The organism is Mucilaginibacter aurantiaciroseus (assembly GCF_024055595.1).
In the GTDB taxonomy this organism is placed as follows: Bacteria; Bacteroidota; Bacteroidia; order Sphingobacteriales; family Sphingobacteriaceae; genus Mucilaginibacter; species Mucilaginibacter aurantiaciroseus.
The window spans coordinates 466,973-482,797 of record NZ_JAMXOF010000003.1 but is presented as its reverse complement, the minus strand read 5'-3'; the positions used below and the strand labels follow the sequence as shown (position 1 = coordinate 482,797).

The following is a 15,825-nucleotide window of genomic DNA, read 5'->3' as shown; positions in this document are numbered from 1 at the left end:
ATTGCTCGCGATGATATACTTATTTAAGAGATGGTTAAAAACGCCAGGCCAGTATCCTGCTGGTTTTTTGCCCTTGCGACATGCTGATGGTTTTTACATCAGCAGCTTTGTAATAGTCAAGGGATTTATAGCAGCCATCCAACGTGGTTTTTTTAGAGATAAGGGACGAGAACCATTTGCATGATTTGGCGTACTGCTTACTCTCGGTGATCATCTTGTTCAGGAAACGGGGTTCGCCGCCCTCATACCAAAGCTCGTTATTGCGGCCGCCAAAGTTTAGCTCGGCGCCTTTGTCCTGCCCAAGGTTTTTCCACTTTCGGGTCGATTTTTCTTTCACCTCTTTTGATGATGAATGGAAAGGCGGATTGCACATAGTAATGTCAAACTTTTCTCCGGGTTTTATCACACCGTCAAAAATATTGGCATAGGTGGTTTGTTTACGGATGTCGATAACGCCGGTCAATCCGTTATCTTCCACTATCTTTTTTGCCGATGCAAGGGCGATGTAATCGGCCTCGCTGCCAACAAAATTCCAGCCGTATGTTTTATGGCCAATTAGCGGGTAAATACAATTTGCACCAACGCCTATATCCAGTACTTTAATGCTACTTCCGGTTGGCACTTCGCCTTTGTTAACTTCTGCAAGTACATCGGCTATGTAATGAATGTAATCGGCCCTGCCGGGGATGGGCGGGCAAAGGAAGCCTTCGGGAATATCCCATATATTAATACCATATTGTTTTTTAAGCAATGCCTGGTTAAGCGTTTTTACCGCTTCCGGGTCGGTAAAATCTATTGTTAATTCGTCGTGGTCGTTTTGCGAAACAAAATTGCGCAGGGCAGGCAAAGCCTTTATCAAAGCCTGAAAATCGTACCGGCTGCGGTGTGCATTGCGGGGGTGAAGGATGGTTTTTTCTTCGGATGCTGCGTTTTGTTTATCTGCCATAATAGGTTGCAAAGTTAGTAAGTATATTGGCAATCCTCAAAGGCGCATGGTAACACTCAATAATATAAGCTATATCGGGCAATTATATTGATGACTTACCGTAAATAACTTTTTAGTTACTTTAGGATGGATACTTTTGTTATTAGCTTCATTAAATAAAATTTAACTGTAGTTAAGATTTTATATCTTAGGGCATACCGTTGCCTCTATGAAAATAAAACAAGCATTAATATTCGCAGCTACATCTTTTTTAGCTGTTTCTTTAAGCGCTTTTTGTGACGGAGACTGGCTTTCGGCCCTTCTTACAAACCTGAATAAATGGCGCGAAGATTATCCGCAAGAAAAGGTACACATTCACTTCGACAAGCCCTTTTATAGTATTGGCGATGACATTTGGTTTAAAGCATATTTAGTTAATACCGAAACCCATGAATTATCTGCCTTAAGTAAGGTGCTGTATGTCGACTTGCTTGATGATAGGGACTCAGTGCATCAAACAGTGGTTGTACCTATTGAGAATGGGTTAGGTAAGGGCGATTTTAAACTAACAGATTCGCTTGTAACTACGGGTACGTATCACATAAATGCATATACGCGCTGGATGCAAAATTTTGACCCGGATTTTATTTTTAGTAAGACTATTTTAATTGGCGACGCACGTACAGCCACAAGCATAGTTGCATCCGCTAATTTTAATTATAAAGAGCCTACTAAACTTAATACACAACTTAAATATTATAACCTGGCAGATAAAAGCCCGGTTACAAACAAACCCATCAGGTACAAGCTTTTATACAAAAACAATGTTATTTACACAGGCAAAGCGATAACTAATGACGCGGATATTACAACCATTTCTATCCCGGTGAAAAAAGAGTACACCAAGAGCGACTTATATCTACAAACAGAAATAGCAGTTAGCAAAATCCTCAACGTTAAACGTGATTTTGCCGTAACGGACGATTCCGAAAAAATTGACTTTCAGTTTTTCCCGGAAGGCGGCAGGCTGGTAAATGATCTTAGATCAAGGGTAGCTTTTAAAGTAACCCAACCTGGTGGTAATGGCGTAAACGCAAAAGGCTACATTGTTGATCAAAACAACAATCGCATTATCGATTTTGCTACCGAGCATGCGGGTATGGGTTCGTTTGCATTTCAGCCTGTTACCGGCAATAAATACACCGCGGTGGTTAATAATTCTTCGGGTGTAGAAAGCAGGTACGCCCTGCCCATACCAGATAGCCAGGGTTATCTACTTGCCGTAAACCACATCGGTAATGATAGTGTGACTATCAGGATCACAGCCAGCCCGGGTTTAATTAATGGCCAGGAGGCGGGAATAATTGCGCAGCAAAACGGTGTTGTAAAATATGCCGCTAAAGTAAAAATGGACAAATCTGTAATTGTAACCCAACTACCGGAGGCGCGCTTTAATACCGGCATTACGCAGTTTACATTATTTTCTTCAACCGGTACCCCGTTAGCGGAGCGGCTTATATTTATTAACCGAAACGACCAACTAAAACTAAATATAACCAGCGACAAACCCGCATATAACAAACATGAGAAAGTTAAATTGACAATAAATACCCTTGCTGAAAAGGACATAGTACAGGGTAGTTTTTCTGTTGCTGTAACGGATGAAGAAGGGGTTAAAGAAACCAACGATGACGGAAACGGAATATTAGCTGATTTGCTTCTAACATCAGACCTTAAGGGATATATAGAACAGCCTAATTATTATTTTAACGAGATTAATAAATACCGAACTAAATATCTTGATTTGTTATTACTAACCCAGGGATGGCGGCGCTTTAGCTGGATAGATGTTAAAGAGAATAAGTTTAATACACTTAAGTATCAACCGCAAAAAACCTTAACCGTTACCGGTAAGGTATCTACTACAAGTAATAAACCAGTAGCAGGCGGTAAAGTAGTTTTACTTGGAAAAACGAAAAATGGGCCTGTTGTAATTGATACCATTGCTGATGCAAACGGACATTTTGTATTTGATGATCTCGACTTTAACAATGATGTAACATTTGTAGTAAGGGCCAAAAAATGCTAACAACAAAAACAATGTTAAAATACAACTGGATAAACAGACTAAACCATCTGCTAATTTTAAACTATTACGGGAGGGACTAAATACAGCTGATTTTATTGCTTATTTGCAAAACACCCAAAAAAGATTTGATCAGTTTTATAACATCCCCGGCAAAACAATTATGTTGCAGCAAGTAAATGTTAAAGACTCACGTATTTCACGTAACGAGGCTAATAATACAGTAAAAGGTTCTTCAAAATTAGGCTCCGGCCAGGCTGATTTTGTTTTAAAAGCAGATAGGTTTACGCCCTATACCACTATTTTGCAAGCGTTTTATGGTTTGCCCGGTATAATAGTTAAACAAGGTGGCATTTATCGTATAGGCCGAACGATAAGTTTAAGCAATGCTGAAGTCGAGCCTATGGTGATCTTATTAGACGGATCACAAATTAATTTGGATCTGCTTGACACACTCCCGCCATCAGATGTCGAGGGCGTAGAAATTTTAACATCCGGTTCAAATACGGCACTTTATGGGAGCCAGGGTTACTGGGGGGTTATTTTAGTTACTACAAAAAAAGGCCCTTCACATAGGTTGGCAGAACCAAAATCTTACCTCGACAGAATTACCTTATCGGGCTACAGTACCCAACGTGAATTTTATGCTCCTGTTTATGATGCAGATGACAACAAGAATAAAGCAGATCTCAGATCGACCATTTACTGGCAGCCAAACGTAATAACCAATGAAAGGGGTAATGCCGAGGTGTCTTTTTACACTGCAGATAAAGCAGGCACCTACAACATTATTACTGAAGGCCTAAATACAAATGGTAAACTGGCACGAAAAACATTTGAAATAATTGTAAACTGAGGGCTAATAACAACGCTAACAATAGTGTTTTTTATTTAACTAGTGTTAAGCTAAATATAATATGACGTATAAGAATGTATAGTTGTAAAACAAATTACAGATGATACGCTATACGATAAACCTTACAAAAAGAGGAGGTTGAAGAGTTATACTCAATAATCAACAAAGTCTCTCATAGTTCTCAAACATTCCGGACAGCCTATATGCTTCTGAATTGTGATGAAGGGGAATATGCGGAGAAAACAACCAATGAACAGATCAGCAAAGTTCTGAAAGTAGGAATGGGTACGATAGACCGGGTGAAGAAAAAGTTTGTTAAAGATGGGGTTGCAGGTGTTTTAGATCGTCGTCCCAGCAACCGTGTGTGTATGAAACAAAATCAGATAGCGATGTAGAAACGAAACTGGTAACTTTATGTTGTAGTGAGCCTCCTAAAGGGTTTGCTAAATGGTCATTAAGGTTACTTGCTGATAAAATGGTTGAGTTGGAATACGTAGAAAGCATTTCGCATGTGACGGTAAGAAGCGTACTTAAAAAAACGAACTTAAGCCTTGGAAAGTAAACGGCAGGGTTATATCACCTGAAAAAAACGGTGAATTTGCAGCCAACATGAAACGGTTATTAGATGTATACAAAAAGCCTTATGATGAGGGATTTCCGGTTGTATGTATGGACGAGTCGCCCAAACAATTAATAGAAGAAAGGCAACCCTCCCAAGCTATGAAACCTTGTCAGGAGGCAAGAGTAGATTATAAGTATGTAAGGCATGGGGTGGTCAATATATTTATGGCTAATGAACTTTTAAAGGTTTTTACCCGTAATCAAATGAAAATCGTATTCGGGGGACTTGTAGAGCCGGGAGGCCCAAAATGTACTGGTGCTTGTTCACAACCCGTTAGCACCCCAACAGGTACTCACTCCGTGTCTGGCGGCTGTTCAGGTAGTCTTTGTAGCTGTGATTTGTACGGCACTACTTCTTCTAACACTTGTTCCATAGCTAAAGCGCCCTAATTAAACATAACTCCCGTTTATCATCTATGAACGGGAGTTATTTTCACTTTAAATAATTCTAATGATAAAATTCATTTTAACCTTTCTCGCAATTGTAATCCTATCAGATCGCACATCGGCCCAACAACATTTTCAAGTTTCCATAAAGCTAGATAGCAGCCTTATTGGAAAAAAGGTTAGGTATCAATATGATAATGGAAAGAGAATTATTTTATTGAGTGACACAATCAGCAAAAAGACAAACGTCGTTTTTAGAGGAGAGTATTTCAGCACGTTTGCAACATTAGATATCATCTATGTTAACACAGATAATACCTTCTACCTTAGTAAATATTTGATTGGAAACAAACCGTCAGAAATTGATTTGTACTATAAACCCAATCTTGATTAATTGCTATTAAATAAGCGTCTTGTAAATGCCAGCGCAGTTTACGACGCCTCCAAAAATCAAACTTATCGGAAATTAGTTAATTACAATAGAAAAGAAAATTTGGAGGTGTATAATTTTACACAGCGGAATAAATCGGAGCTAAAAGCAAGTGATTCTTTGCAAAAAGTTTATTTGCAAATGTTACGGTCAGTCAATCGTCGCACCCTAAACTTTTTAAAAGATCATGCGGCTGACTATTTTTCATTCTGGTATTTTCAACACGAAATTGCAACTTCACTCGGGACTGCTAGTCAAGATACCGCAATATTGCGAGAACAATTGAGTTATCTTCAGTCCACATTTCCTAAAAAATTCACTAACAGCTTTGAAGGAAAAGAAATGATAAAATCCTTTAAGAGAGAACTCAATCCTTTGAAAAAAGGTAATGATGCCCCAAACTTTTTAATAAAAACTATTGGTGGAAAAGAGCTTAAATTGAATGATTTGAAAGGAAAGGTAATACTCTTGGACTTTTGGGCTACTTGGTGTGTGCCATGTATGAAAGAGATTCCTTTTGTAAAATCTTTAACAAAAAAATATTCGGAAAATAAACTGGTAATTATTGGTATTAGTGTCGATAAGGATTACGCTAAATTAAAACGCACTATAAAGGAGTTGCAAATAAACTGGTTTCAATACTTCGATAAAGAAACAGATATTTCTAAATTATATGGGGTTACCGCATACCCTACTTATTTTTTAATTGACCAACAAGGTAAAATATTGTATACATCCAATAACCTCAATAATGATGAATCTGAACTAACAAAAACGCTTGATCATACCTTGAAGTGATTATTAAATTATAAGATCAAAGTGCTAAATTAAACCCCTTTTACGTCTTTATTTATTTAGATATATAAATGACTTAAAGATTGTTATAAAAAAGATTAATTTATGTTAGAAGGATGTAATAGGCTATTATACTTACCCTAATTACTCTTCATCGCTTTGATGACGCTACGGGTCAATCGTTGTAAAATAGTGGCGTCTTCGGTAACAATTTCAGCATCGGCAATCATTCCCTGCTTAAGTACCATGGGCTTTTTCATGTCGGATGCTTTAGATGTGAACACCACTTTTGATAAAAAGATGCTATCATTAAAAGGGACGTCGGCTATATATGCTATTTTGCCATTCAACATACCAAATTCTTCAAAACGGTAACTTCTAAGCTTAACCAGCACCCTTTGCCCTTGTTTAACTTTGCCAAAATTATCTTGCGGAATTTTCATTTCGCCAAAAAACTTTTCATTGCCATTACTTACATAAAAAACCTCGTGTGCGGGGCTAACTACCTGATTTTCCTGAATGTTACCTGCAAAGGTCACTCTTCCTGCTTGCGAAGCGTACAACACATATTTATTCTTCCAGTCGTCGGCCTGGCTTATCAGGCTATTTAAAGCCTGCGAAAACTTTGACCTTTCTTCGGCAACCTGGTTATCAAGCTCAAGTATTTCTTTCTGCTTTGCAAGCAAATTACTATTAGCAGAAATTATAGAAGCATCTGTTTGTATCAGTGGTGCTTTGCGAGATAGATATTTACTCTCTTGCTGGCGCAATTCTGCAGGCGTCTCTACTTTTTGCTTTTCCAGCTTTTGGTGCATTTCGTACTCCTCTTTTGCCAGGTCGGCATCCCGTTGCTGTAATAATTTTTCGGCCTGTAGTTGCCCGGTTTGTTTATTAAGGCCCTCAATGTCATGCAATAAGTAGGTGCGCTTTTTTACCAGGAAACCATTTTCAACAGATGCTTTATAGGCCAGGTAGGATTGGATGAAAGCTTGGTAGGCCACCTGCAATTCGCCAAGGTTATTATTTGCCGTTTTATTGAAAAAGGCGTCGTCAATTTGCCCGCCCGGCGATGCCTGCTGTAGTTTTAACAAACTTGCTAAAAGTGTTAACACTTCATCATGGTTTGCAGTGCTTTCTATATAAGCCAGGGGTTGGCCTGTAGTAATTGTTTGGTTATTGGTTACAAGCAACTTATCAATTTTACCCGTTACTTTAGGTATAATAGGCTTTGCTATATTAGGTGACGAAATTTTTAACTGCGTTTTTACAATATCAGGGTATTTAATAAAAGCCGATAAACTTAATAAGAGCACCAGGATGCAAAAAAACAGCGTAATACCCCAACGTAAGATCCACGCAGGTACAACTGTTATAATGTCCTGCATATCATCGCTATGCCTGGCCTGGTGATTCGTATTGAGATTTGAAGGCATGTTAAATATAAATAGTGATCAATATTAATTAATGTTTTTTAATTGCGTCTACGCGCCTAATTCTAACTGATTTTTCACCAGTTTATAATAATCGCCTTTTAAGGCGGTTAATTCCTGATGCGTGCCTTGCTCAGTAATGCAGCCTTTATCAAGCAAAATAATGTTATCGGCATTGCTAACAGTACTTAAACGATGCGCAACTATCACTACTGTACGGCCTGCAAAAAACTCGGCCATATTATCCATAATCACCCGTTCGTTATTGGCGTCGAGCGAGTTAGTTGCCTCATCAAACAAAATATATTCGGGGTTTTTGTACACAGCACGGGCAATTAACAGCCTTTGGCGCTGGCCCTGGCTAATACCATTACCCTCGGCACCAATTTTGGTTTTGAGGCCAAGCGGCAAGCCTTCTATCAGATCTTGAATATTAGCCACGTGGATGGCATGGCGCAGTTTTTCTTTATCAAGATAATCGTCCCCAACGGCTATGTTACGTTCTATCGAATCAGAAAATATAAAACCATCCTGCATCACAACGCCACAGTGCGCGCGCCAGGTTTTAAATCCGATGCTTGCAAGCGACTGACCGCCTATTTTGATATCCCCCTTTTCGGGCACATAAAACCGGAGCAATAATTTTAGTATAGTTGTTTTACCGCTCCCGCTCATACCCACTATGGCGGTAGTTTTGCCTTGCGGAATTTCCAGGTTAATGTTATCCAACACCGCCTCATTACCGGCACCCGGATACCTAAAGGTTAAATTGGTTAAACTTAAACCTCGGTTTTGCGGCAACGAATGATTATACTCTTTCTCCAATGGTTCTTCATCATCCATTTCATGGATCTCGTTCAATCTTTCTAAACTTATTTTAGCATCCTGAAAGCCTTGTACAAAGCCCAGGAATTGCTGTATAGGCCCATTTAACTGCCCTATTATATACTGCACAGCTATCATCCCTCCAAGGGTTAATTGCCCGTCTATTACGGCTTTGGCGCTTAAAAAGGTTATAAGCAGGTTGGTAGATTCATTTATTAAAGTAGAGCCGCCCTGCTGGTACTGGCTAAGTGCAAGGTTTTTTACGTTAAATTTAAATAAGCGAGCTTGCAGGTGCTCCCATTCCCAGCGCTTTTGCTGTTCGCAATTATTCAGTTTTATCTCCTGCATGCCGGTAACCATCTGTACAATACTGCTTTGGTTTTTTGACGAGATTTCAAAACTTTTATAGTTAAGCTCGCGGCGCCTTTTTAGGAAAGCGAATATCCAGGTGAGATACAATACACTACTTACCACATAAGTAAAGAATATAACAATGTTATAGTAAGCAAGCACAACAGAAAATACCACCAAATTAAACATGGAGAATAACGTGCTTAGTGTAGAGCCCGTTAAAAAGCTCTCAATACGGCGTTGGTCGCTCATGCGTTGCATAATATCGCCAGTCATTTTGGTATCGAAAAAACTCATGGGGAGTTTCATCAACTTGATCAAAAAATCGGTTAGGATAGATATGTTTACCCGGGTACTGATGTGCAGCAGTATCCACGACCGGATAAACTCCACACTTACCCGGCCAACGATTAGGGCCGCCTGGGCAATAATAATGATGTAAATAAAATTAAGGTTGCGGGTATTGATGCCAATATCTACTACCGACTGGGTTAGGAATGGTGCAACCAATTGAAGCAAGGTGCCAATACCTAAACCAAACAGTAATTGTATAACCAATTGGCGGTATGTAACCAGGTAACGCAGTAAAAAGCCCCAGCTTATTTCGCTTCCTTTTTCATCTTCCTGCTCGTAAAAATATGGTGTAAGGCTAAGCAGTAAAGCAATGCCCTCGCTATTTTCTGTATCTGACAGCCAGTTGGCGGCAAATTCCTGTTCGCTTAGCTTTATTAAGCCCTGGCCAGGGTCGGCAATGTGGTATTTGCCTTTGCTTATTTTGTAAAGCACCACAAAGTGGTTTTGGCGCCAGTGTAAAATACAGGGCAGTTCGGCTTCCTTTAAATCGGCTATGTTTAGCTTGGCCCCCAACGACCTGAACCCAATTTTCTCGGCAGCATCGCTTATGCCCAAAAGTGAAACCCCTTCTCGGTTGATCTCGCAAAGTTGCCTTAGGGTTTGTACTTTAAAATTACGGCCAAAATGTTTTGCCACCATGCGCAGGCAGGTGGGGCCGCAGTCCATTTGATCGGGTTGTTTATAGTATGGGAATGGCATGGCAGTATTGATAGATTGTTTTAAAAACAGATATAATTATTAGTTATTTAGTTTGTCAAGTATCTCCTTAAATTTTGGATCTGACGGCCTCAATCCATTCGTTTCTACAAGTTGCCCTTTTTTATCGTAAAGCAAGTAAAACGGCAGTGAGGTTATTTGATAAAAATGCGCTAAATCTGATTTAAAATAATTCAAAAGTAAATAGTTATTTCCAGTAATATTTAAACTCCTCGCTTTGTCTTCCCATGCAGATTTGTCTTTATCAAAGGATAAGTAAACAAAATCAATTTTATTTTTATATTGATTCTGAAGCTTTTTTTCAGAGGGAACCTCTTTGATACATGGAAGGCACCAACTTGCCCAACAAATTATAAGAACAGGTCTCGCTTTAAGTAAATCTTTAATCGCAATTGACCGGTTACTATAAATTAATAAGGGGGACAACATTGCGTCATCGATATTATACTTCCTAAAAATCTCATTCTTTTTAACAGCATACGAGGAATCTATAAAATTCTTGAATAATCTATTATGACAAAAAGATTTATAATCATTTAGCAAAGAATCAAAAGATGGATATATTAATTGAGGGTTGCCTAAAAAGCAAGATAGATGCTGTGTTAATAAATGATTTTTTATCGTATCTGTATATGTTTTTTTGATAAGGTTATAAATCTCGATAAAATCGTCATTACTAAAGGATTTTCCTTTTGATTTTTCGCGAGAAATTGCAGATGTGTATGAGTATGCAGTTGAGCTGTAGTCACTTGTCTTAAAATATAATTCGGGGTCATTAAAATTGGCCGTTAGTAATGCCATCTTGTGCTTTTCTGGATATGCCTTCAAACTTACTCCCTTAGCAAGTGGCTTAAGAAGATCATTTATATAACTCGCATATATTTCTGATTGCGCAAGGTGTTTATAAATATTAGGGATATTATGCTCTTTAACGTAGTTATCTAAATATTTTAATCGAACTGAGTAATTTTCGCCCGCTAATGCACAAAAGTCACCAAGGTTTGCTGTTATTTTATAAGTTAAGCTGCTGCTCCAGCCTAATGCGCCATACTTTATAGCCAGCGAATCGAAGAGAGCGTAAACGAAATTGTTTTTGCCTTTTATAGTTAGGTCTTCAAACCATGGCCGGGAATATTTACCGTTTAGTTTTATCGCAGGTTTTGGAGAGCTGTTAATGTTTACAAACATACTGTCGCCGGGTATTATAAACGTTTTATAGCCAAAACCCGAGCTCAAATAACCACACGATAGATTTGGAATAACATACTGACAGGTTGTTTCAATAAAACCGTTTTGATGTTTTACGGAAATTATTTTTTCCTGATAATGGTAATCTTCACCAAAAGACCTCAAATCAAAGGGCTTTTTTATTGATAGATAAAAAGAATCTTTCTGAAGAGAATCAGCGTGATACCTAAAAATGATTGTTGTCTTTTGAGCAAATACTAAAACCCAGAAATTTACTAATGAAAAAAAAATGAAGCTAAATTTTTTCATATGCATAATGTTGTTAATTATATAAGTTGTGAAGAGCCCGGCAACGGCTAATAGTCCTTTTACAGAAATTTAAAGCATAAGCAGCTTTATGCCGGACTCATCTATTTTAACGACAATCTACATCGCTACAACAATCATTGTTGTTGCAATTGTTATCTGCACCTTGCTGGCAGGAAGCAGCCGTACCTGAACAGCTTTGAACAGTTGTTCCTGAGGCACAGCCTGAACCGCCAGACCAAGTCCAAGTGCAAGTAGACCCTACTTGACTCAAACCACCAAAAACACTTTTCATCTCAACTCTGCTGAGTTTGTTAAGTTTTAAAATAAAATTTAAAATTTGTTATTTTTGCCGTAACCACGCCCCGGCAATTTGGCGGCATGTATATAAAGTGCATGCTCCTTTACTTTCTCGAGAAGTTTCTTTATTGCTCTACCAACAGGTATTTAATATCTTGTATCCGGTAAACCTCCGGTAATCGGTAACCGTTTACCAATATGGTGGGCGTGGCTTTTATTTCGGCCATTTTGCACCATTCTTCTTGTTTTTCCAGCTTGTAATATTTTGTTTCGTTAAGGGTAACAGGGTGCACATTAGCCCAGGCTTTATAATCTTTTTGTTTTTGCTCGTACCAATCGCGCAGGGCATTTTTCACCTTGCTTTTATCCGGCAATTCGTTCAATGCCATCAAATGGCGGGTAACCGGAGTTTTAATGTCCTCTTCTTTATTATTCGCGGTAAATACCAATCTCAATTGTATGTCCTTGTTGCGGTTTAGCCACTCATCTAAAATCTTATGCGTAACGGCACATGGCTGGCAATATGGGTTACTTACCATGGTAATTATATTTTCGGCCTCTACATTACCCAAAACAATGCTCCAGTCATCTGCAGGCATGGCATATTTAGCTTGTTCTTTCAATAAAGAATTAAATAGATCACTATTATACTTAAACTTGTGCAACTGATATTTAAGCGATTTGGCTTCCTGTACTTTTAAAAATAAAGGTTTAAACAGTAACCAAATGGCTACAGGCAAAGCGAGGCATATTAATAAACCCGCTAATGCCGTAACGCTTAAGGCTTGGAAAGGCCTTTTAAAAAAACCTACAAAAGGAATAAACTCCAGCCAAAGCAGTGCCTGTACCATGCAGCAAAATATACACCATTGTTTGGCAACGCGCGCCTGGTAATAAATAGAGTAGATAGTATAAGGCAAACTAATTATATTTAGTATGGCTAACACTTGTAACAGAGCAACGTTGCCACCGCCAAATAAAAGTGCCAGCCAGGTACCCGTAAAATAAAAGAAGCCAACTTCACTCCAGCTTAGCCCTTCAAAAACATTGGCCGCTTTTGATGTGAGTATGGCATTACAATTGGTTCTGCCGCCACCTCCGCAAAGGGTTTGCACCAGCGGGTTGTTTCGATCTATACTTTGTATAAGTAATAACACAGAAACAGCTACCCCGGCAGTTTTAAACAGCAAGGCCAAAATGATGTGCCAGATTGTAAAAACCGGTGCTATGCTAATAATGCCTGCAACAGCTATAAATATCAATAAACCTAAACCCAGAGTAAGGCGTGTGTCGTTATCAGATAATTTAAACCCGGCGCTTGCTTTTGCAAACGGTTGCCCGTTGCCTTCTACCGCCAGCACAACATTGTTAAAAATGGCGGTAAAGCTATGAAGCGATAATGTATAATTTTTATGGGTTTGATCTGTAACGGTAACTTCAAACTGGTTTAAGCCAGTCACCAGCAAAAATTCTGAGCCTGCTATTTTGGTATGGGCAATAAATGGCAGGGGAACCTCTGGTAACTCCTCGCTATCGATACGATAAGCAGCCGATTCGATACCGAAATTATTTAGCACGTCATTAAGCGCTAACAGATTGGGATAATCGGGATGAATATTTAGCTCATCGGTTACTTGTTCTGCGGTAATATCAGGGTTTATAAGTTTGATCAAGTCGATCAGTACTGAATCGGCATTGTTAGGTTTAGAAAAGAATGGCATAGGTTTAACTTATTGCAATAAATCTATTTACTAAAAAGAAAAAATGCAAGAATTGTTTTCGAAACAGGTATTTTTACGCGATTTGAGCCTGTTGATTAGCATATTTAAAGAATTTTAATTCGTTAAAATAAAATTTAAATCGCATGAATTAATGCCTGTCGGTCTGTTGTATTGTAAGATAATTCAAGTAAAGATTCTCAATATCTTAAATATCCTCTTTTCTTTGTTCGACTCCCCGACCGATAGTTGCTTCACTCCTCTTTCCATCGACCAAAATATGCACACAGATAGACCTTTCGCCTTATCTATAGCATTTTTTCTACTTAGATAAGAAAGAGGTTATAAATTAGCAATTGGTGAAAACACGCGCTAAAATTCATCAAAACAACGAAAAAAGATGCATAAAACAACTAATTTTGAATCGTTCTGAAATAAGTTGACGGATGGTCTTGTAAGGTGTCGAGGTTAGAGTTTAGGCTGCGAACGTCCTCTTTGGTGCCGATAGCACGACCCGCTTGTGTATTCCAGCGGGAAGGGTCGCAAGTTTTGCCTGTTAAGGCTTCCGGTCTTTGGCCGTCAACAGTAACCCGAAGATAGATAGCCACTGTGCAATTTTAGTAGGTAGAGCGCTTCTTTAAATAAAAAAGCAAATTGATGTTATTTCTTATTACAAATGAATTAAATAGTGAAACAAAATTGATTAGTCCATCACTTGGAATCAAGATATTCAGCCATTGAACATCTTGCCAATCGGTTACTTATGGCGTTTCTGTTGAGCATCCTGTTTCCTCAAATATGCTCACCGAATTGCTCACCTTTTATATGGTAAAACATGCGTAATTTGGTGTTTTCGAGCAAACAAAAAAGCCTGTAAATCAATGATTTACAGGCTTTTAATCAATTTTGACATTGTTTTCAGCGGAATGGACGGGATTCGAACCAAGTTTAGTACACTCCTTATTTTCAATAATTTATAATCTTCAAGCTGTGGTAATTCCCGAATTTTCCACGTTTGATTTGATACAGATTGATTCCTAATGACCTAAGTAAAATAGTGATTAATGTCGATTGCTGCAATATATGTTGAGAGTAATTTCCTCAAACGTCGTAAAAAAGGTAATAGCTTAAACCCTATTTACGACTAAAACAGGACTCGCTTATTCCAACGAATGATAATGTTCAGTTATCCTTTATTGAATAAAATGCTATAAGTTAATTTTTTATAAGTTGGAGAACCCAATATCTTAATTGTGCTATATCGTTCGACAAATTGATACGCAACCGTATTAGCAACTAAGTACGAAGTGCAAAACACCTGGTTGACCGTGGGCTACACAGTGTGAAGCGGGGCATGAGCGTTTATATTGCTTTGCTGAAATATTGCCTGATTATATTGCGGAGTTCGTGCTGCTGAACCGGCAGGTATATAAACACTCGGTCAATCTTTCGCATCAGGTCTTCTTCCAACAGCCTTGGTGGGAAAAGTTTGCATAAGGTGTTGAGGGTAGCATGTAGCAGGGTTTGGATATGATTGATGTTACCAGAGTCGAGGATCACGGTTAGCTTTTCCCTATAGAGTTTGTAGAAGAATTTAACCGCTTCTGCGGTCTCAAAACCTTGGAGCATCAGTGGCGCGATCAACCCGTTGACGGCGACGTTAAATGGGAATCCTGTGGTATATTTCGATTTTGTGGCGGCCAGGTAAAGGATATCAGCGTCGACGGGGATGAACTTATAGTTCATCCCCATCAAGTGCAGGGTTTTGTCCCGGAACCTTCCTGTATCGATCAGCTTCAGGTCGCGGAGCACCCGGAGCAGGATGAACGTCGCGCAGCCGTTGACTTGGTAATTCACAAAGGCAAAGCCGCGCAACGGCATTTCCTCGGCATAAAGCACTGCATTTTGATCCTGGGCGGTCAGGATGCTGTCAACAAAACTCTTTCCCATCTTGCCGTCGAGGTCCTGCTTTTTATGGGCGTTCAGTTTCAGCGCCGCAGTCACCGGCACGACCTGGCAATGAGTGTTCACCCAATCCGCCAGTCCCTGCAAGTGGCTGACTTGCGCCTGGATATTTTCCGGGCTGAGCACCTGTTTAAGATACTGTCCGTCTGCATAGCCTACTGTAAAAGTGCCGCTCTGGCTGCTGCGCTGCTGCTCTTTGAGCAGGTCGTAAAGTTCTTCCAGCGTAGAACGGGTAACGATCTTTTGATTGGGAAGCTTGTTCAGGTCATCCAGCACGTCAAGACTGGACAGCGTGGTGATCGCCAGAATGTCCAGCACCAGCGGCTTTCCTGCACGGATCAGCCTTTCGGCGATAAGCAGTTCCTCATTCGGGCCTGTCGTGAATACGCCGAGTGCCGGGTCTGCCATGTAATGTGCCCAAGAGCGGATCGGCGAGATCCTTTTAAAACTTGCCGCCACGCCAATAGGTAGCTTTCGCTCGCGGTAGATGGCTTCAATATACCGGTCGTCGTCTACGCCGGATCTCAGCGGTGCGAAAAACGCTTCCAAATCCAGTTCGCCATTTTCCTTT

11 protein-coding genes are annotated in these 15,825 nt (G+C 39.4%); 4 read left to right on the top strand and 7 right to left on the bottom strand.

From position 1 onward, the window contains the following. Positions 1–34 precede the first annotated feature (34 nt). Positions 35–946 (bottom strand): 23S rRNA (adenine(1618)-N(6))-methyltransferase RlmF, encoded by a 912-nt coding sequence (gene rlmF / locus NAF17_RS15400; RefSeq protein ID WP_252758898.1) that lies wholly within the window; start codon positions 944–946, stop codon positions 35–37. Between the two features lie 208 nt (positions 947–1,154). Between rlmF and NAF17_RS15395 the strand changes: the two genes are divergently transcribed. From NAF17_RS15395 to NAF17_RS15385, 4 genes are all read left to right on the top strand, one after another. Further along, a complete protein-coding gene (locus NAF17_RS15395) occupies positions 1,155–3,014 on the top strand; it encodes a carboxypeptidase-like regulatory domain-containing protein (RefSeq protein ID WP_252758897.1) in 1,860 nt (619 codons plus the stop codon). 160 nt (positions 3,015–3,174) lie between these two features. Next, the gene (locus tag NAF17_RS15390) at positions 3,175–3,867 is read left to right on the top strand and encodes a TonB-dependent receptor (RefSeq protein WP_252758896.1); all 693 of its coding nucleotides are present in this window, start codon (positions 3,175–3,177) and stop codon (positions 3,865–3,867) included. 203 nt (positions 3,868–4,070) lie between these two features. After that, positions 4,071–4,262, top strand: a complete 192-nt coding sequence (locus NAF17_RS18380) for a helix-turn-helix domain-containing protein (RefSeq protein ID WP_370341296.1) — start codon at positions 4,071–4,073, stop codon at positions 4,260–4,262. 1,007 nt (positions 4,263–5,269) lie between these two features. Further along, positions 5,270–6,103: a TlpA family protein disulfide reductase gene (locus NAF17_RS15385; protein WP_252758895.1), complete on the top strand. Its 834-nt coding sequence runs from the start codon at positions 5,270–5,272 to the stop codon at positions 6,101–6,103. A 137-nt stretch (positions 6,104–6,240) separates the two neighbouring features. Here NAF17_RS15385 and NAF17_RS15380 read toward each other — a convergent pair whose 3' ends face one another. The 6 genes from NAF17_RS15380 to NAF17_RS15360 form a co-directional block, all read right to left on the bottom strand. Next, entirely contained in the window at positions 6,241–7,533 is a 1,293-nt protein-coding gene (locus tag NAF17_RS15380) for an HlyD family secretion protein (protein ID WP_252758894.1), read from the bottom strand. Positions 7,534–7,581: 48 nt separating this feature from the next. Then, positions 7,582–9,759 (bottom strand): peptidase domain-containing ABC transporter, encoded by a 2,178-nt coding sequence (locus NAF17_RS15375; RefSeq protein ID WP_252758893.1) that lies wholly within the window; start codon positions 9,757–9,759, stop codon positions 7,582–7,584. A gap of 39 nt (positions 9,760–9,798) precedes the next feature. After that, positions 9,799–11,274 (bottom strand): TlpA family protein disulfide reductase, encoded by a 1,476-nt coding sequence (locus NAF17_RS15370; RefSeq protein ID WP_252758892.1) that lies wholly within the window; start codon positions 11,272–11,274, stop codon positions 9,799–9,801. Between the two features lie 422 nt (positions 11,275–11,696). Further along, positions 11,697–13,292, bottom strand: coding sequence for a vitamin K epoxide reductase family protein (locus NAF17_RS15365; protein ID WP_252758891.1), 1,596 nt, complete (start codon positions 13,290–13,292; stop codon positions 11,697–11,699). Positions 13,293–13,702: 410 nt separating this feature from the next. After that, a complete protein-coding gene (locus NAF17_RS18370; protein ID WP_370341290.1) occupies positions 13,703–13,897 on the bottom strand; it encodes an Arm DNA-binding domain-containing protein in 195 nt (64 codons plus the stop codon). Between the two features lie 754 nt (positions 13,898–14,651). Continuing rightward, a complete protein-coding gene (locus NAF17_RS15360) occupies positions 14,652–15,803 on the bottom strand; it encodes a PIN domain-containing protein (RefSeq protein ID WP_252758890.1) in 1,152 nt (383 codons plus the stop codon). Positions 15,804–15,825 lie beyond the last annotated feature (22 nt).